This is a genomic window from Hymenobacter metallilatus, from assembly GCF_003944705.1.
Classification (GTDB): Bacteria; Bacteroidota; Bacteroidia; order Cytophagales; family Hymenobacteraceae; genus Hymenobacter; species Hymenobacter metallilatus.
Window position 1 is genome coordinate 112,669 of sequence record NZ_RWIS01000009.1, and the last position, 17,590, is coordinate 130,258.

Genomic DNA, 17,590 nt, shown 5'->3' on the forward strand with positions numbered 1-17,590 from the left:
TGCCGCATTATGGTGCGGCTTTTGCACAGGCTGCAGCTGAACTCCTTTTGCTCTCTGATCCATGAAAACGCTCCTGAAAACCGGCTTCGTATTGGCCCTCGGATTTCTGCTGTTCAGCAGCCCAGCCCAGGCGCAAGTGCAGGTGAACATACATACTCCCTACTGGGGTCCCGCTGTACCTCCCAACGTACAGTACTACTACATTCCGGAAATTGACGGGTATTATGATATCTACAATCAATCGTATCTGTTTTTCGACCCAGCCTACGGAGCCTGGATCAGCTCGCCGGTCCTGCCCCGCGTGTATGCCGGCTACAACCCGCGGTTTTTCCACCCCGTGGTAATTCAGTACGTGGGCAGGCAGCCCTGGGGCTACCTGCGCGACCATCGAATGTATTGCGACCAGTGGGGCGTGCGCCCGGGCCGGTATTACGGAGCTAACTGGCCCGGACGCGGCTACGCAGCCGCACCACGTGGGGGCTATGGTCCGGATTACTATGGCAACCGTCCCTACGGCCAGAGCGGCTACGCGCAAAACGGTTACCGGGACTACCGCAACGACCGGGACGGGCGCAATGACCGGGACTACCGCTACGGCCGAAACGACGACCGGGACGACAACCGCAACGGCCGCTACGATAACCAGGGCGGTAACAGCCAGGGTGGTGGCTATTCGCCCCGGCCGGGTCAGGTTGCGCCCAGCAACGGGAACCAGCCGGCACCGGGTGCCTGGGGCAACGGCGGGGGCCGTCGGGGCCGGGTGCAGGAATAGTAGCCTGTTTTTCCTGTCAGAAATCAAAAAGCGTCCGGCTTCGAGTCGGACGCTTTTTTTGGTAATAGGTGAGCGTTTAACCAAACGTTAGGCGGCTGCGTTCAGGACTCTGTAGCTGAACTGTATGAGAAACCCACGGCCACTTGGCCCCGTTCTTGCAACCAGTTCAGTACCTCTCCCACCCTTCACTCAAAACCGCTATTTTCCTTATGCAGCTCCTTCCCAAAATTGCCCTGACTGGCTTGCTGACCCTGGCGTTGGCTGGCGCGGCCGAAACGGCCCAGGCGCAGGTAACCATCAATGTAAACCCACCTTCCTGGGGGCCAGCGGCCCCCGCCACTGCTCAGTACTATTACGTACCCGAGTACGGGGGCTATTACGACCTGCGCGACCAGCAGTACATTGTGCAGCGGGACGGCCGCTGGACCCGTGTGCGTACCATCAGCGGCTATAATCCGGCCAATTTCCATCCGGTGGTTATTGATTACGTAGGTGCTCAGCCCTGGGTACTCATCGGGCGGCACCGCCAGCTGTATCCAGCCAGCCTCCCCCCCGGCCAGGTAAAGCGTCTTGAAAGCGGAAAAGGCCTACCCCCTGGCCAGGCTAAGAAGCTCGGTTACGGTAACGGCAAGGGAAAAGGCAAGGGCAAGTACTAGCCAATCTGCCACCGCAAACACAAACGCCCATCCAAGTTGGATGGGCGTTTGTGTTTGCGGTGGAATACCAGAATACCATCTGCGCGTATCGAACTACCTCTGTCTCTTTGTTAGACTGTGTCTGAAAGCTTCAAAACGGTTCTGCTTCAACAGGCAGACGCCGGATAAAGCCCGCTGAACAGTGAAGTGCAAGCGGATTTTCAGACACTGCCTGACTACCACTGCAACCTCAGCACGCCATATTTCTCGGCAAGCCTGGAATGACGTTCTGGGCAGTAGGTTCATTGGTGGAACTTGCATTATGCCAGTAGTTTGCTCCAGTTGAGCTTGCGGCGGGCGGCGGTGGGCGTGGGCATACGGCCGGTGCGCAACAGCTCTTCGATGCAGATCATGTCGTCGTCGTGCTGCATGGCGGCGGCGGCCACCAGCCGGTTCTGGTAGGCGTAGAGGGCCAGGAACTTATGGCGGCGCACGTCGCCGTGGAAGATGATTTCGTCCCAGACGGTAGCATGGCCAGCGTAGCGTAGGCTTTTACCGAATTGCTGGGTCCAGAAGAACGGAATTTCCCGGAAAGCAACATGCTGGCCCAGCATGTTGCGGGCGGCGCAGGCCCCGTGCTGCTGAGCCACCCGCCAGTGCTCGATGCGGTGCTGGCCGAGGCCGCCGGGCAGTGGAAACAGGGCTATATCGCCGGCGGCGTACACATGCTCGGCGGCACAGAGGTGAGCATCCACGCGCAGGCCCCCATCTTTCTCCAGGTCGAAGGTGGGGGTCAGAAAATCGGTGGCAGGACGCACACCTACGGCCAGCAGCACCAGCTCGGCGGGTAGGCGCTGCCCCGAAGCCAGGCGCACGGCCGTGACGTGGCCGTTTTCACCTTCGAGGCTCACCACTTCCGCCTCAGCCCGAAACCGCACGCCGTGGCGGCGGTGCAGGTTGCGGAACATGCGGCCAATCTTTGGCCCCAGAATACGGGCAAACGGCTCGGCCTCCTGCGCTACCACTGTTACCTGCCGCTTCTCACTTACCAAGCTGGCCGCAGCCTCCATTCCAATAAAGCTGCTCCCGATGATGACCACCCGCCGGGCCTGGGCGGCGGCCTGCCGGAGCTGTCCGGCATCCTGGGCGGAGCGCAAGGGCAGCACGCCAGCCAGGTCGTGGCCGGGCAACTTGGGTAGAGTGTTGGGCATACAGCCGGGAGCCAGCAGCAGGGCATGGTAGTGCAAAGGGCTGCGGCCGCTGAGTTTCAGCTCGCGGGTACGCAGGCTGAGGCCGGTGGCGCGGGTTTCGGAGAGCAGTTCGATGCGGTGCTGCTCATAAAAGTCCTCTTCGCGCAGCGGCAGGGCCTTGTTATCGGCCTTGCCGGCGAGGTAGGCCTTGCTGAGTTTGGTGCGGTCGTAGGGTGCGGCGGCTTCGGCCGAAACCAGCACAATCCGGCCCCCGAAGCCTTCGGTGCGTAAGGTCTGGGCTGCAAACTGGCCGGCAGCCCCGCCCCCTACTATCACAAAAGTGCGCGCATCAGGCGCGGCCGCGTTAGGAGCTGGGGCAGTGCCCTGCACCAAAGCCGTAGGCGTGGCATCGGGCGAGTTGGTGGCGGCGGTGGGCCGGGCCGGCAGCTGCACCCACACGCGGCCGTCGGCCACGCGCACGGGGTAGCTAGGCAAGTCATCAAGCGCCGGGGGCTGGCAGAGGTGGCCATCGGGCACGCGGAAGCAGGCGTGGTGCCAGGGGCACACCAGCTGGTCGCCCACTAAGCGGCCCTGTTCCAGCGGGGCACCGTAATGGGGGCAGTTGGGAGCCAGGGCCACGTACTGTCCCTGGCGCAGCAGCAAGAGCACTGCCGCCCCCGAAGCGGCGGTAAAGGTGCGCATCTCGCCCTCCTGGAGGGCATCGGCGGGAGCAAAGTCAAGTTCGGGCATAAGCGGCAGAATAGCAGTAGGGCCTGCCCTGCCAACGAGCCGGAGGAAAACCAGGTTGTGTTGTCTTTTCGTAATTCCTGCTTCCAGTCCGTATCCTTTTACTGCTCAATTCGTTCAGTCCGCTATGCTCTCCTCCCCTCCCCTGCATGGTGGCCTGCCGCCGGAGCTGCACCAACTGCTGCGCGGCGGCCACCGCTGCCTGCTGGTGTACCGCACGCCGGGCACCTCGGCCGAGTTTGCGGTGCGCGGCATTTTGCTGAACGTACTGCGGCGCGGGCAGGTCGATTACCTGCAGCTGGCCGGCGGCTGCGAGCTGCGCCTTGATTGGCTGGTTTCCGTAAATGGGCACCGACTGGCAGCCTGACATCTCGGGGCCACGGTTCATCGTATTCCATTGACACCCAGTTTCCCCACCCGCCATGTCCCACGCCCCCTACAAACCCATCAGCTGCTCGTTCTACGACGAGCTGGAGGCCCACGCCACCACCGGCCAGCCCTGCACCCTCACCTACCGCACGGAGCCCGACACCCCGCCCAGCACCTACCACGGCACCATTCAGGACCTTTATATCCGCGACAAAGTAGAATACCTGCGCCTGCAGGATGGCTTCGAGCTACGCTTGGATAACCTGCTAGCTTTGGATGACAAGGAGCTGCGGAATTACTGCTGAGCCTCTGGTTTTTCGGGTGGCAATGCACTAACTAGAAACCGTGAAAAGACCTCTAGTTATATGTTCATTACTCTCGTTTTCGGCGACATTTAATCCGGGCCGGTTCAACGATAACTATACGATTCGCACCACCACTCCTGATGGGTGCTACCATATCGTATCGGTTCCTTACTTCTGCTCCGATGGTACAGAAGGTTGCCTTAAAGTACTGGATGCCACCACACAAAAGATACTGCGGGAGTTTCACCTGACCCGCATGATTGGTTGCGTGTATGTGAGCGTGCGCAACCCGGACGTGCTCCTTAAAATCCCTACAGGTATCGGCTTGCCCCCACCCTGGAATTGGGATGATGCCAAAAATGCCCCTGATACATATGTTAAGCTTTATCAGGATGACCGCGCAGTTGATAGCGTGGTTATTCCGGCCGTTTTACCGGTTGCAGATAGCCGCCGCTACTTCTACACCGGCCGCCAATTCGACCGGTCAAAGCTGCTCTACCGTAAGCCCGATACGCTTGCCGTAGTTACCCACAAAGGGGTAGCGCTGTTGTATCTGCAAAACGGCCGCTTGCAAACAAAACTCAGTCCAGGCTATGCCCGGTTATCTGATTTTCCGCTTTTACCACTTGATGCTCAAGTGGAGTGCTACCCGTACCCACAGCCTGGTTCCTGTGAATCAGTCCCGTACCTAGTGCCGCCACTTACCAAGCCCCGAGTGGTTTATCCCGATTTTTATAAGCGCCGACGTTTTCCGTGGTAACAGCTCAATTATAAAAAAAGCCAGTACGCTGCAGCGTACTGGCTTTTTTTGAAAATCCGTGAGCCTAGAATTCCGCTGACTTCGGAAAGCGGGGGAAGGGAATTACGTCACGGATGTTGGCCATGCCGGTGATGAACAGGATGAGACGCTCAAAGCCCAGGCCGAAGCCGGCGTGCGGGGCCGAGCCGAAGCGGCGGGTATCGAGGTACCACCAGAGGTCTTCCTCGGGCACGTGCATTTCCTGCATGCGCTGCTGCAGCTTCTGCAAATCATCCTCGCGCTGGGAGCCGCCGATGATTTCGCCGATGCCGGGGAATAGCACGTCCATGGCGCGCACGGTGCGGCCGTCCTCGTCCAGCTTCATGTAGAAGGCCTTGATGTCCTTGGGGTAGTTGGTGAGAATAACCGGCTTCTTGAAGTGCTTCTCCACCAAGTACCGCTCGTGCTCCGACTGCAAATCGGTGCCCCAGTCCACGGGGAATTCGAACTTCTGCTTGGCCCCTTTCAGGATGTCCACGGCCTCGGTGTAGGTGAGGCGCTGGAAGTCGTTTTCTACCACAAACCGCAGGCGGTTCAGCAGTTCCTTGTCGTACTGGTCGTTGAGGAACTGCAGGTCGTCGGGGCAGTGCTCCAGGGCGTAGCGCACCAGGCTCTTGAGGAAGTCCTCGGCCAGGTCCATGTTGTCCTGCAGGTCGAAGAAGGCCACTTCGGGCTCAATCATCCAGAACTCGGCCAGGTGGCGGGCCGTGTTGCTGTTCTCGGCCCGGAACGTGGGCCCGAAGGTGTACACCTTGCCCAGGGCCATGGCCGCCACCTCGCCTTCGAGCTGGCCCGATACGGTGAGGTTGGTGGCTTTGCCAAAGAAATCCTGGCTGTAATCCACCGCGCCGGCCTCATTCAGGGGCGGCTTGGTGTCCGACAGCGTGGTAACGCGGAACATCTGGCCGGCACCCTCGGCATCGGAGCCGGTGATGATGGGTGTGTGGATGTAGAAGTAGCCGTGGTCGTTGAAGTACTTGTGCACCGCAAACGACATGGCGTGCCGGATGCGCAACACCGCGCCAAACGTGTTGGTGCGGGGGCGCAGGTGGGCAATGCCGCGCAGAAATTCCAGCGTGTGGCCCTTCTTCTGGAGCGGGTACGCATCCTGGTCGGCGGTGCCGTACACAGTAATTTCCGTGGCCTGAATTTCTACCGTCTGGCCCTTACCCTGGCTGGCTACCAGTTGGCCGCGCACGGCCACGGCGGCGCCGTTGTCCACGCCGTCAGCTTTCAGCTTTTCCTCCGGAAACTGCTCGGCATTGGCTACTACCTGAATGGAATTAAAGCCGGAGCCGTCATTCACGGCAATAAACTGCACGTATTTGTTGCCGCGGCGGGTGCGTACCCAGCCTTTTACCAGCACTTCACGGTCCAGCTCGGTGCTGCTAAGCAGTTCCTGCACGCTGGTTCTTCGGAGGTCGGACATGGGGAAATCGGTTCTACTAAAGAATGTAAGAGCCGCAAAGGTAGAAGATGTAGCGCGAAGCTCCTGCTTGGTGCACGAGTTGCCAGCGAGTAGCCGGTACTGCATCAGTAGCGCGCAGCTCTGCTTCGTGCACGAGCAAAGCGAGTTCCGGAGCGGCGGGCACGGAGATACGGTAGTGCGGAACCGGGATACTCGCCTGTGGCTCGTGCGCGAAGCAGAGCTGCGCGCTACTGGCGCACGAGCAATGCGAGACCCTACGCATGTGAACCAGACGCCCGATACTCGCTTTGCTCGTACGCGAAGCGGAGCTGCGCGCTACTACGCCCAACTTTTTCCCCTAAACTCAAGTACAGAAAGGGCTATATTTGGCCTAACCACCCCGTTTTACTACCGGCGGGGCGTACGCGTTTTCAGAGTATGCAACGACTGGACATGAAGCAGCTTCTCTCGCAGAAGCTGAGCCCCCAACAGATTCAATTTATTAAGCTCCTGCAGATTCCGACGGTGGAGCTGGAGGCGCGCATTAAGGAAGAGTTGGAAGCCAACCCGGCCCTGGAAGAAGGCGACGACCAGGATGACGAGTTTGAGGAGCAGGAACGCGACGACTCCGACGACCCGGAAGACGACTTTGACAACGACCCGGACGCCGAATTTGATAATCCCGACAACACGCTGGACGAAGATTTCGACGGCGACCAGGCCGAGGAGCAGCCCGAAATCGACCTCAGCGCCAAGGATGAGCCCACGGAAATCAAGGAGTCGGAATCGGCCGACGATTTGGACCTGAGCGACTACCTGCACGACGACGAAATAGCCGGCTACAAAATGCAGGGTGACGGCCCCGGCGAGGACGAGGACGACCGGGAAATGCCCCTGGCCGACACCAGCGGCTCGCTCATCGACAACCTGCTCGACCAGCTGGGCTTTGCCAGTCTCGATGAAAAGCAGGAAGCCATTGGCCGCCAGCTCATCGGTTCCATCGACGGCGACGGCTACATCCGCCGCGACCTGTCGGCCATTGCCAACGACCTGGCATTTTCGCAGAACATTGAGGCCACGGTACCTGAAATTGAGAGCGTGCTGCACGTCATCCAGACGTTTGACCCGGCCGGCATCGGGGCCCGCGACCTGCAGGAGTGCCTGCTGCTGCAGCTGGAGCGCCGCCCCCAGGACGAGGCCACCGAGCACGCCGAGCAGATCCTGCACGACACCTTCGACGAGTTTACCAAGAAGCACTACCAGCGCATTCAGCAGAAGCTGGACCTGGAGGACGATGAGCTGAAGGATGCCATTGCCCTCATTCTCAAACTCAACCCCAAGCCCGGCGGCACCGGCCCGGTGGGCATGGGCAAGGTGCAGTACATCATTCCCGACTTCATCCTGACCCACGACAACGGCCAGTTCAACCTAACGCTCAACACCCGCAACGCCCCCGATTTGCGGGTGTCGCCGGCCTACACTGAGATGTTCCGGGCCTACGACAAGGCCTCGAAGAAGGACAAGAAGATGAAGGAGGCCGTGACCTTCGTGAAGCAGAAGCTGGATTCGGCCAAGTGGTTTATTGATGCCATCCGGCAGCGCCAGAATACCCTGCTGCGCACCATGGACGCCATTGTACGCTACCAGCGCGACTTTTTTGCCGAGGGCGACGAGAGTAAGCTGCGGCCCATGATTCTGAAGGACATTGCCCAGGAAATTGGCATGGACATCAGCACCGTGAGCCGGGTGGCCAACTCCAAAGCCGTGCAAACGGAGTTTGGCATTTACCCGCTCAAGTACTTCTTCTCGGAAGGCATTGCCACCGACTCGGGGGAGGATGCCTCCAGCCGGGAGGTGAAGCACATTCTCAAGGAAATTATTGAAGGCGAGCAGAAAAACCGTCCGCTCAGCGACGACAAGCTGGAGAAAATGCTGAATGCCCGGGGCTATAACATTGCCCGCCGCACGGTGGCCAAGTACCGGGAGCAACTCAATATTCCGGTAGCCCGCCTGCGCAAGGAGCTGTAGCATATTGCTTAGTACTTGCCCGAGAGTTTACTGCTCCGTAGCCCGGGTTTCAAACCCTGCGTTGCGGAGCAGTGTTGTGTACAAAAGTCGACGGCAGAGTTTTCTATCCTATTTTCTATCCGTATGAACACTTCTGCGCTGGAGAAACTGTACGCCAAATTTGTACCGGTAGCCGGCTCAGGCCTACCAGCGGATACGCGGCGGGAAATAGGCCACTTTGATGTGTTCAACCTGGAAAACCGCCGGCCCGGCCACAGCTACCAGCCGCCTATGCCTTTTGACAGGCAGCGCTTCTACAAAGTAAGCCTGATACACGGGCACAGCCGGATAGAGTACACCGACCACGCCATTGATATACAAGGCAGTACGCTGTTTCTGGCTACGCCCCACGTCCCGTACCGCTGGGTGCCCCAAACGGCCACGCCTACCGGCTATTTCTGCATTTTCACCGATGAGTTTTTGCTGCCGGCCAAAGGTGGAATGGTGCTGGATGAGTTGCCGGTTTTTCAGCCCGATGCGTATCCGGTGCGGGCCGTAACCGCCGAGCAGGCCGCCGCAGTAGAAGCCATTTTCCGGAAGATGGCCCAGGAGCTTGCCTCTGACTATGCGTATAAATACGACTTACTGCGTGCTTACCTACTGGAACTGCTGCACTTTACGCAAAAGCTTCAGCCAGCGGCAGAAAGAGTCCCCACTCACTCTGCCGCAACCCGCATAGCCACCCGTTTCACGGAGTTGCTGGAGCAGCAGTTTCCGTTGCACGGCACACCTGTCCGGCGCCTCCGCACGGCCAAAGAGTACGCCGATGCATTGGCAATGCACATCAACCACCTCAACCGGGCCCTGAAGGAAACCACCGGGCATACCACTACTGAGTTGCTGGGCCAGCGCACCGCGCAGGAAGCCAAGCTCCTGTTGAAGCAGTCTGACCGGGGTATTGCGGAAATAGCCGACCAGTTAGGATTTACCGACGTGGCGCATTTCTGCACGTTTTTCAAGCGCCAGACCGGCCTTACCCCCGGCAAGTATCGGGGGTAGAGCAAGTTGTTTGCTTGGCGCAGTAAACGGTTTGACCCACACAAACCACTAGCCCGCTGCTCTTAGGACCTTTGAAAACAAGAACTGCTGCCTCCGTAGCGCAGTTTGTTTTCACCTTTAACAGAATAGCACATGCGAGTTTTCGTAACGGGTGCCACCGGCTTTGTGGGCTCGGCAGTGGTACAGGAATTACTAACCGCGGGGCACCAGGTAGTGGGCCTGGCCCGCTCCGAAGAAGCCGCCCGACAGCTGGCGGCGGCAGGGGCCAAAGCCCACCACGGCTCCCTCCATGACTTGGATAGCCTGAAGCGCGGGGCCGCCGCCGCCGATGGCGTAATTCACCTGGCTTTTATCCACGATTTCAGCGCCTACGCCGCTGCCGGCGAAACGGATGGGCAGGCCATTGCGGCTATGGCCGATGCCCTGGCCGGCACGGGCAAGCCGCTAGTAACCACCTCCGGGCTGGCCGGCCTGCGCACCGACGGGAGCCTGTCCACTGAGGATGATGTGGCCGGACCCTCGCTCCGGATGTCGGAGGCTGCAACGCAGGCAGTAGCCGCATCAGGCGTACGGACGGCCGTAGTACGGCTGGCGGCTTCGGTGCATGATGCGGGTGACCATGGCTTTGTACCGACGCTTATTACCATTGCCCGCCAAAAAGGAGTGGCTGCCTACATCGGCGACGGCCAGAACCGCTGGGCCGGCGTACACCGCCTCGATGCGGCCCGGCTGTACCGGCTGGCTCTGGAGCACGGCGAGGCAGGAGCCCGGTACCACGGCGTAGCCGACGAAGGTATTTCCATGCGGGACCTGGCCACCGTTATTGGCCGCCATCTGAACGTACCGGTAGTATCCAAGTCACCGGAGGAAGCGGCCGGGCATTTTGGCTGGATGGCGCGCTTCGCGAGTATGGACCTGGCCGCTTCCAGTGTCCTCACGCAGCAGCGGCTCAACTGGCACCCTACGCACCCCGGCTTGCTCGCCGATCTGGAGCAAGGCTCCTACTTCGGAAAGTAACTCCAGTTGAACCAAGCCCCGGGTTCCGCTCCCGGCCTGGCCGTAACGATGCTGTTACGGCCAGGCCGGGAGTGGAACCCGGGGCTTTTGTATTATTGCTTCCTGGCGTTTTGCGTAACATCGTACTCAGTACCACACGTTCTATTGGCTTGTCATCCTCCCTCTCTGTTCGCCTCGCCACCCTGTTGTCGGCCGTTTTTCATCCGCTACTGGTGCCCTCCTACTTAGCCGGACTGATGGACCTGCAGCAGACGCAGCACAACAGAGTATGGACAGTGGTACTATTTACCTTTCTGCTACCAACCGGAGCGGCCTTGCTCCTGCTCCGGCTGGGCCGGATTGACTCCCTGGAAATGCCCCAGCGCCAGCAGCGGGCCTGGCCCCTGGGGTTGGCGGCTTGTAGTTTTGGAGCCGGGGCCGCATGGCTGCACTGGCACGGAGCCGCTCCAGTGCTAGTGACTGGGCTGATGGGCATGGCCCTGGCCGTACTGCTGACCTTCCTGATTACCCTGCGCTGGAAAATATCAGCGCATGGCGTAGGCATGGGTGGCGCGGCCGGGCTGCTGCTGGCATTGTGCCTGCAGGGGCGCGCCGAGGTGTGGTGGGCACTGGGTGCAGTAGCACTGGCGGCAGCCGTGGGCTGGGCCCGCCTGGAGCTGCGGGCCCACACGCCGGCCCAGGTGTGGGCTGGGTTGGCGTTGGGCTTAAGCGTGGCCCTGGGCAGCAGCGCGGGGCTGGCAATAGGCTAGCTCAAATCGTTCCGTATCTTTCTTGTGCTACGCCGCGTCCGGGCAGTATGGGTTGCTTACTGCGCCGCCCGGCCGTACGTTATTACCGAGTTTGCCCTGCCGATTCTGCTGCTTCCTATGTCTACCCTCCCCGATTCTGCCCCTACTCTCGAAGCCCTGACTGCTCAGCTGGAGCAGGAGCGCCAGGGGCGTATGGCTGCCGAACAGCAAATCCAGACCATCCGCCGCCACCTTACTTCTACCCAGCGTACGGTGGTGCGGCTCACCGACAGCATTACCCGCCTCACCCAGAACCTGCGGGTGGGCGTACTGGTCGCGCATCAGAACGGCATGGTGGCCCTGCTCAACCGGGAGTTCTGCGACCTACTGGGCATTGAGGAACTCCCAACCTTGGGAGGGGTAGAACAGCCTGTGCAGCCCATTCTGGATGCCCTCATTGCCCAGTCGGCCCGACCGGAGGTTACCAGCCAGCGGTTGGAGGCTATGCGCCAAGCCGACCAGCGAGTTCTGGGCGAAGACCTGGAGCTGGCCGACAGCACCGTGCTGGAGCTGGATTTCATTCCGCTCAGCGGCCCCGATGAGCTGGTAGCCGCCGGTTACATGCTTTCCTTTCGTGACGTAACGCAGGCCCGCCGCGCCGAGCAGTACATGCACTCTCTCTCGCGCATTCCGGGCCAGAACCCCAACCCGGTGTTGCGCCTGCACGCCGATGGGCGCCTGCTGTACAGCAACCCCGCCGCCGACCAGCTCCGCCGCGAATACCTGAGCCCCGAAATAGAGCCAGAGCTGCCGCAGCAGGTGTACCAGGCCGCCCTCGATGCCCTGGCCGATGGAGAACGGCTGACGCGCCGGGAAATGTGGTTCTGGGGGCAGTGCTACCAAGTAGCCATTGCTCCGTTTGTCGACGACCAGTATGTCAACCTCTACTTCACCGACATCACTCCCCTGAAAGATGCGGAAAGCCGGCTGGTGGAGCAGCAGGAGTTTTACGAAACGGTGCTCAACCAGCTACCGGCCGACGTGGTTGTGTTTGATGCCCAGCACCGCTACCGCTTCGTGAACCCGGCCGCCATCCGCAACGACGAGATGCGGCAGTGGATTATCGGCCACGATGACTTTGAGTACGCGGCCTACCGGGGCCGCTCCGACGAGCAGGCCCGCACCCGCCGGGCCTTGTTTGAGCGGGCCGTCCGCCAGCGCGGCGTGCTGGCCTGGGAAGAGCAGATACGTACCCCCGATGAAAACCCGCGCCTAGCCCTGCGCCACCTACAGGCTGTGTACGGCCCCCAGGACGAGGTGCGCATGGTAATTGGCTACGGCGTGGATATTACGGAGCGCCATACCGCCGAGGAGCGCCTGCGCCGCAGCGAAGCTACCCTGCAGGAAAACCAGCACTTTGTCCGGTTGGTGGTTGATACTACTCCCAGCTTCATCTGGGTGACGGATGGGCGCGGCAATGTGCTGTTCAGCAACCGCGCCTTCGATGAGCTGGTACAGCAAAGCGCCCACCGGGAGGTAGACCCCGACGATTTTGCCAACCCCGTGGCCGCCGAAGCCCGGGCCTTTGTAACCACCGACGAACAGGTGCTGGCCACCGGCCAGGAGCTGGTGCAGGAAACTACCTATACCCTGCGCGACGGCACCACCATGTGGCTGCAGACGGTGAAGCGCCCCCTCTACCGCGCGGATGGCTCGGTAAACGTACTGGGCGTCAGCACCGATATTACCGAAATGAAGCGGGCCCGCCAGACGCTGGAGCGTAGTGCCAAGCAGTACCGCGACCTGATGCACTACTCCCAGGCCCTCATCTGCACCCACGATTTGCAGGGCGTGCTGCTGAGCGTGAACCCGGCCGCGGCCCAGCTAGTAGGCGTGGTACCCGAACTGCTGATTGGCCGCACCCTCATGCAGGTGCTGACCCCTGACCTTCACCCACAGCTGGAGCAATACCTGCAACAGGCCCACGAGCAACAGGAGCTCACGGGCCTGATGACTTTGCGCGGCCCCGACGGCCGGCCCCACCACCTTATCTATAACAATTACCGCGTGGAGGAGCCCGGGGAGCTGCCCTACGTAATTGCCTACGGCCAGGAAATTACCGAGCGGATACTGGCCGAGCAGGAGCTGGTACGGGCCAAGGAAGAAGCCGAAAACACCGCCCGGGCCAAGGAAAACTTCCTGGCCAATATGAGCCACGAAATCCGCACGCCAATCAATGGTATTCTGGGTATGGCTGGGCTGCTGGCCAAAACCCCGCTCGACGCGGCCCAGCAGGAACACCTGCAGGTACTACGCAACTCGGGTCGCCATTTGCTCACCGTAATTAACGATGTGCTGGATGTAGCCAAAATTGAGGCCGGCAAGCTGGAAATGGAGCAGGTTGCATTTGATATCTGCCAGTCCATCAAAGACGGGGTAAAAAGCCTGACGTACCGGGCCGAGGAAAAAGGCATTGAGTTCCGGCTCCAGCCCTTGTACTTGCGTCATCCGGTGGTTATCGGCGACCCGGGCCGGCTCAACCAGATTCTGCTGAACCTGATCAGCAACGCCATTAAGTTCACCAGCCAGGGCTTTGTGGAGCTGGGCGGGCGGCTTGTGCAGGAAACGGCCTCTACCCTGGACCTGGAGTTTTACGTGCGCGACACGGGCATCGGCATTTCGGCCGACAAGCAGGAAACCATCTTCGAGAGCTTCTCCCAGGCCTACGCCGATATTTCGCGCCGCTTCGGGGGCACTGGTCTGGGCCTCACCATCAGCCGCAGCCTGGTACAGCAGCTGGGTGGCCAGATGTGGGTAACCAGCGAGGAAGGCCAGGGCAGCACGTTCTATTTCACCCTCTCGCTGTCGAAGGGGGCGCTGCAGCTGCCCGAAGCGCCCCCCCTACCAGCCCTGGACTATACCACACTGCAGGGCAAGCGGGTCTTGCTGGTAGAAGACCACCCGGTGAACCAGCAGCTGGCCATGCTGATTCTGGAAGGCTGGCAGGTAGAAACCCACCTGGCCTCCAACGGTGGCGAGGCCCTGGATCAGCTGGAAGCCCGCCTCTACGATGTGGTGCTGATGGATATCCAGATGCCGGGCATAAGCGGCCTGGATGTAACGCACCGCCTGCGCCAGCACCCCGATCCGCTCCGGGCCAATACTCCGGTTATTGCCCTCACGGCCAATGTAATGCGCGCCGACAACGAAATATACCGGGCAGCTGGCCTGGATTATTTATCGAAGCCTTTCGAAGAAGACGACCTGTTCCGGAAGCTGGTTGCCAACCTGCGGCCGGTACCGGTAGCGGAGTTGGAAACTGCGCCGCCTCCCCCCGCGGCGCTGGTACCGGCCGAGCTTCCGGCACCCACTGCCGCCTCTGCCCCCGAAGCGCCGTTGTACAACCTGAGCCGTTTGCGGGATACAGCCCACGGCAGCACTATTTTCATGCAGAAGGTAATCGGCTCCTTCCGTACCCACACCCCGTTGGCGGTGGCTCAGCTACAGGAAGCTACAGCCGCCGGCGACTGGCTAACGGTAGGCAGCCTGGCACACAAGCTCCGACCTTCTTTGCAGTTGCTGGGCATTGAGGCCGCTTATGGTCCGGTAGCCCTGTTGGAGCCATTCTCCCGGCCCGAGCCAGCCCCGGTAGTACCATCGGACGCGGAGCTGACGGAAGCAGCGCACCACCTCATAGCCACCCTGACCACCGCCGTGGAGCAGCTGGCCTCTGCCCCGTTGGAGTAGGTAGTGGGTAGTAGGATTGTCATCCTGACGAAGGAAGGATCTTTTTACAGATGAACGACCATCGGTATAACGACCTATTCATACATGAGAAGAACCTTCCTTCGTCAGGACGACAATCCTACTACCCACTACCCACTACCTAAATCCGGTTCAGCTTCCGGAAAAAGGCTTCCTGGTACGATTTGCCGATGGGCACGTGCTGCCCGCCGGGCACCACGGCGGCCCCATCCTCAATGGCCTCAATGCGGCGCATGTTCAGGATATAGGAACGGTGTACCCGCACAAAATGGTCGAACGGCAGGCGGGCATCCAGGGCTTTCATGGTGGTATATACAATATACTTCTGCTTGTCCGTCACGATGATAACGTAATCGGATAGGGCTTCGATGTACAGCACATCATCGAAGTTGATACGTACCATCTTGTTGTTCACCTTCACGAACAGGTCGTGGTCGGGGGGGGCGGCAGGCGGAGCCGGTGCTGCCGCGGCTACTGGGGTAGCGTGTTGCTGCAAAGCCCGTTGCACGGCCCGGCTGAAGCGGGCGTAGTCGAAGGGCTTCACTAGGTAGTCCGTCACACGCAGATCAAACGCATCAACCGCAAAATCCTCGTGGGCGGTAGTCAGAATTACAATGGGCGGATCGGACAATACCCGCAGCAGGTCCAGGCCGTTGAGCTGGGGCATTTGTACGTCCAGAAACAGTACATCCACCTTGTTGCCGGCCCGGAAATAGTTCAGGCCCTGGAGGGCGTCGTCCATGGAGGCTACCAGCTGCAGCGAGTCGGTAAGGGAAATGTAGTGTTCCAGCGTCAGCCGGTTTATTTCTTCATCATCAATGATGGCACAGGTCAATACGGGAGCGGGAGCAGACATAGTAGCGCGGGAAAGGAGTATACGGTGTAACCTACTGATTTTTCTACCCTAACCTTGTTTTCATCGGCCAAAAAACGAGGTCTAAAGTAACAAAGCAGCCATTTATCGGCTAGCTAAGCTACAGGTCGGCGGGTTGTCAATCAAGCGGTTTGGGTAGTAGGCGGTCGGGTTTCTCTTTTTGAGAACAGCCCGGGGTGCACAAAAACGAAAGAACGCCTCAACGGTTGAGCTTCGCGTACCAGATTCTTGCAGATTTCCCAGTTCCAAACAACTGGTTTTATCTTGGGCCGGTGGGGCGGCGAGCCATTTCGGCCGCTACCAGTTGCTGCACCTCGGGCCGCTGGTAGTCCTCCTCCGACTGGATATGGGGCATCAGGCGCTGCATAATGCTTTCTTGCGCCTGTCCGTTGGCCCAGGCCTCCGCATAAGGCAGACTCGAAAACGTGACCTGTGAGTACAAAGGCAGCCATTTATCGGGGTACTGGGCCGAAAGCTTGCTTTCAATCTTTTTCTGGAGCAGAAACCGGGGGTCGGCTACCCGGTCGCGCATTTCCTGAAAGTTGTACACGGCCAGGTTGGCCATAGCATCGGTATTAGGCTTGCGTTGGGCCTCAAACTCCCGGAACACCTCTGCCCAATTGGGGCCGTGGCGGTGCAGCAACTCATTAAGAATAGTACAGTCCTCGAAGCCGGCATTCATGCCCTGCCCATAAAACGGCACAATGGCATGAGCAGCATCTCCCAGCAGCAGCACCTGGTCGTGCACGGCCCAGGGAAAGCACCGAATGGTGACCAGAGAGCTGGTTGGATTCTCAAAAAACTCGGTTTGCAGGTTGGGCATCAGCGGCACGGCATCCGGAAATACCCGCTGAAAAAAAGCCAGTACCTGCTCCGGGGTCTGGAGAGTGGCAAAGGAATCGGGGCCCTCGTAGGGAAAGAACAGCGTACAGTTGAAGGAGCCGTCGAGGTTGGGCAACGCAATCATCATGTACTGCCCACGCGGCCAGATGTGGAGGGCGTTCTTCTCGATGGGCCACTGCCCGTCCGGGGCAGCTTCAATGGTCAGCTCCTTATAGCCGTAATCCAGAAACTCCTGCGAATAGTTGAACCGGTCGGTGCGCTGCAACGCGCTGCGTACGGCCGAGAAAGCGCCATCCACGCCAAACAAATGCTGATACGATACTACCCGGCTCTGCTGGGTGGCAGTGTCAAGCAGCTCCAGCTCCTGCCGCTTCACATCTACCCGGCGGCACTGCTGGTTGAAATACAACCGAATGGCCGGCTCCCGCTCCACCAAATCCAGCATCCGGCGGTTGAGGCCCGCCCTCGACACCGAGTAGATGGATTGCCCGGCCTGCCCGTAAGGTTGAAACGTGAGCCCGCCCTGGGTATCGTGCATTATGCGGCCGTGCATGGGAATGGCCACCTCGCGCACCGCTTCGGCAATGCCCACGCCTTCCAGGGCCCGCCACCCCCGGTCCGATAAGGCTAGGTTGATGGAGCGGCCCTCAATGGGCCCAGCTCCCCGGATGTCGGGGCGGCGCTCAAACAGCTCTACCGCGTGCCCATGCCGGGCCAAGTACAATGCCAGCAAAGAGCCCACCAGCCCCCCACCCATAACAGTCAGAGTTTCTGGGGCAGAGGCAGAAGCAGGCGAGGAAGAAACGTCGGCCATGGGGCACGGAAGCAGGTGGAAAGTGAATGACGGGCGGAACGGCGAATGTAACCGATTCTGCCTTCATCTTTTAACCGAGAAAAAATACCGGTTGAACTGGCTATGAATGGTAGTTAGTCGGAAGTCACATGAGGCGCTTCCATCACCTGTTAACTTTGGACTATTAAGTGATTCAATTGATCTAATACAGTATTCAGATGCCACACATGTCAGCCCTCCTGCCCACTGGTTTTGTGCATCGTTGTCACCATCATGCCC

Annotated in this window: 14 protein-coding genes; 10 read left to right on the top strand and 4 right to left on the bottom strand. The window is 60.0% G+C overall.

The window, feature by feature from the left end; all coding sequences use genetic code 11:
• Window positions 1–61: 61 nt before the first annotated feature.
• Together EI290_RS14045 and EI290_RS14050 are read left to right on the top strand one after the other, a co-directional pair.
• Complete coding sequence (locus EI290_RS14045; protein ID WP_125431539.1) at window positions 62–772, top strand: hypothetical protein; 711 nt, start codon at window positions 62–64, stop codon at window positions 770–772.
• 209 nt (window positions 773–981) lie between these two features.
• Window positions 982–1,428: a hypothetical protein gene (locus EI290_RS14050; protein ID WP_125431542.1), complete on the top strand. Its 447-nt coding sequence runs from the start codon at window positions 982–984 to the stop codon at window positions 1,426–1,428.
• Window positions 1,429–1,727: 299 nt separating this feature from the next.
• Here the strand turns inward: EI290_RS14050 and EI290_RS14055 are convergent, their stop codons facing one another.
• Window positions 1,728–3,347, bottom strand: coding sequence for an FAD-dependent oxidoreductase (locus tag EI290_RS14055; RefSeq protein ID WP_125431545.1), 1,620 nt, complete (start codon window positions 3,345–3,347; stop codon window positions 1,728–1,730).
• 124 nt (window positions 3,348–3,471) lie between these two features.
• On the opposite strand from EI290_RS14055, the gene EI290_RS14060 reads away from it, so the two are divergent.
• The 3 genes from EI290_RS14060 to EI290_RS14070 are packed head-to-tail and all read left to right on the top strand — an operon-like array spanning window position 3,472 to window position 4,778.
• Entirely contained in the window at window positions 3,472–3,711 is a 240-nt protein-coding gene (locus EI290_RS14060) for a hypothetical protein (protein WP_125431548.1), read from the top strand.
• A gap of 55 nt (window positions 3,712–3,766) precedes the next feature.
• A complete protein-coding gene (locus EI290_RS14065; protein WP_125431551.1) occupies window positions 3,767–4,018 on the top strand; it encodes a hypothetical protein in 252 nt (83 codons plus the stop codon).
• Between the two features lie 40 nt (window positions 4,019–4,058).
• On the top strand, window positions 4,059–4,778 hold the full coding sequence (locus tag EI290_RS14070) for a hypothetical protein (protein ID WP_125431554.1): 720 nt from the start codon (window positions 4,059–4,061) through the stop codon (window positions 4,776–4,778).
• A 64-nt stretch (window positions 4,779–4,842) separates the two neighbouring features.
• On the opposite strand, the gene asnS is transcribed toward EI290_RS14070, so the two are convergent.
• Window positions 4,843–6,246 carry an asparagine--tRNA ligase gene (gene asnS / locus EI290_RS14075; RefSeq protein ID WP_125431557.1) on the bottom strand — a complete coding sequence of 468 codons (1,404 nt, stop codon included), beginning with the start codon at window positions 6,244–6,246 and terminating at the stop codon, window positions 4,843–4,845.
• A 417-nt stretch (window positions 6,247–6,663) separates the two neighbouring features.
• On the opposite strand from asnS, the gene rpoN reads away from it, so the two are divergent.
• The 5 genes from rpoN to EI290_RS14100 all read left to right on the top strand — a co-directional run bounded on the left by rpoN (window position 6,664) and on the right by EI290_RS14100 (window position 14,783).
• The gene (gene rpoN / locus EI290_RS14080; protein WP_125431560.1) at window positions 6,664–8,253 is read left to right on the top strand and encodes an RNA polymerase factor sigma-54; all 1,590 of its coding nucleotides are present in this window, start codon (window positions 6,664–6,666) and stop codon (window positions 8,251–8,253) included.
• Window positions 8,254–8,376: 123 nt separating this feature from the next.
• On the top strand, window positions 8,377–9,291 hold the full coding sequence (locus EI290_RS14085; protein ID WP_125431562.1) for a helix-turn-helix domain-containing protein: 915 nt from the start codon (window positions 8,377–8,379) through the stop codon (window positions 9,289–9,291).
• A gap of 132 nt (window positions 9,292–9,423) precedes the next feature.
• Window positions 9,424–10,308 carry an SDR family oxidoreductase gene (locus tag EI290_RS14090; protein ID WP_125431565.1) on the top strand — a complete coding sequence of 295 codons (885 nt, stop codon included), beginning with the start codon at window positions 9,424–9,426 and terminating at the stop codon, window positions 10,306–10,308.
• Between the two features lie 110 nt (window positions 10,309–10,418).
• Window positions 10,419–11,057, top strand: coding sequence for a phosphatase PAP2 family protein (locus tag EI290_RS14095; RefSeq protein ID WP_148103642.1), 639 nt, complete (start codon window positions 10,419–10,421; stop codon window positions 11,055–11,057).
• A gap of 117 nt (window positions 11,058–11,174) precedes the next feature.
• Window positions 11,175–14,783, top strand: a complete 3,609-nt coding sequence (locus tag EI290_RS14100) for a PAS domain S-box protein (RefSeq protein WP_148103643.1) — start codon at window positions 11,175–11,177, stop codon at window positions 14,781–14,783.
• A gap of 139 nt (window positions 14,784–14,922) precedes the next feature.
• On the opposite strand, the gene EI290_RS14105 is transcribed toward EI290_RS14100, so the two are convergent.
• Both EI290_RS14105 and EI290_RS14110 read right to left on the bottom strand, forming a co-directional pair.
• Complete coding sequence (locus EI290_RS14105) at window positions 14,923–15,657, bottom strand: LytR/AlgR family response regulator transcription factor (RefSeq protein ID WP_125431574.1); 735 nt, start codon at window positions 15,655–15,657, stop codon at window positions 14,923–14,925.
• A 277-nt stretch (window positions 15,658–15,934) separates the two neighbouring features.
• A complete protein-coding gene (locus tag EI290_RS14110) occupies window positions 15,935–17,332 on the bottom strand; it encodes an FAD-dependent oxidoreductase (RefSeq protein WP_125431577.1) in 1,398 nt (465 codons plus the stop codon).
• Between the last annotated feature and the right edge of the window lie 258 nt (window positions 17,333–17,590).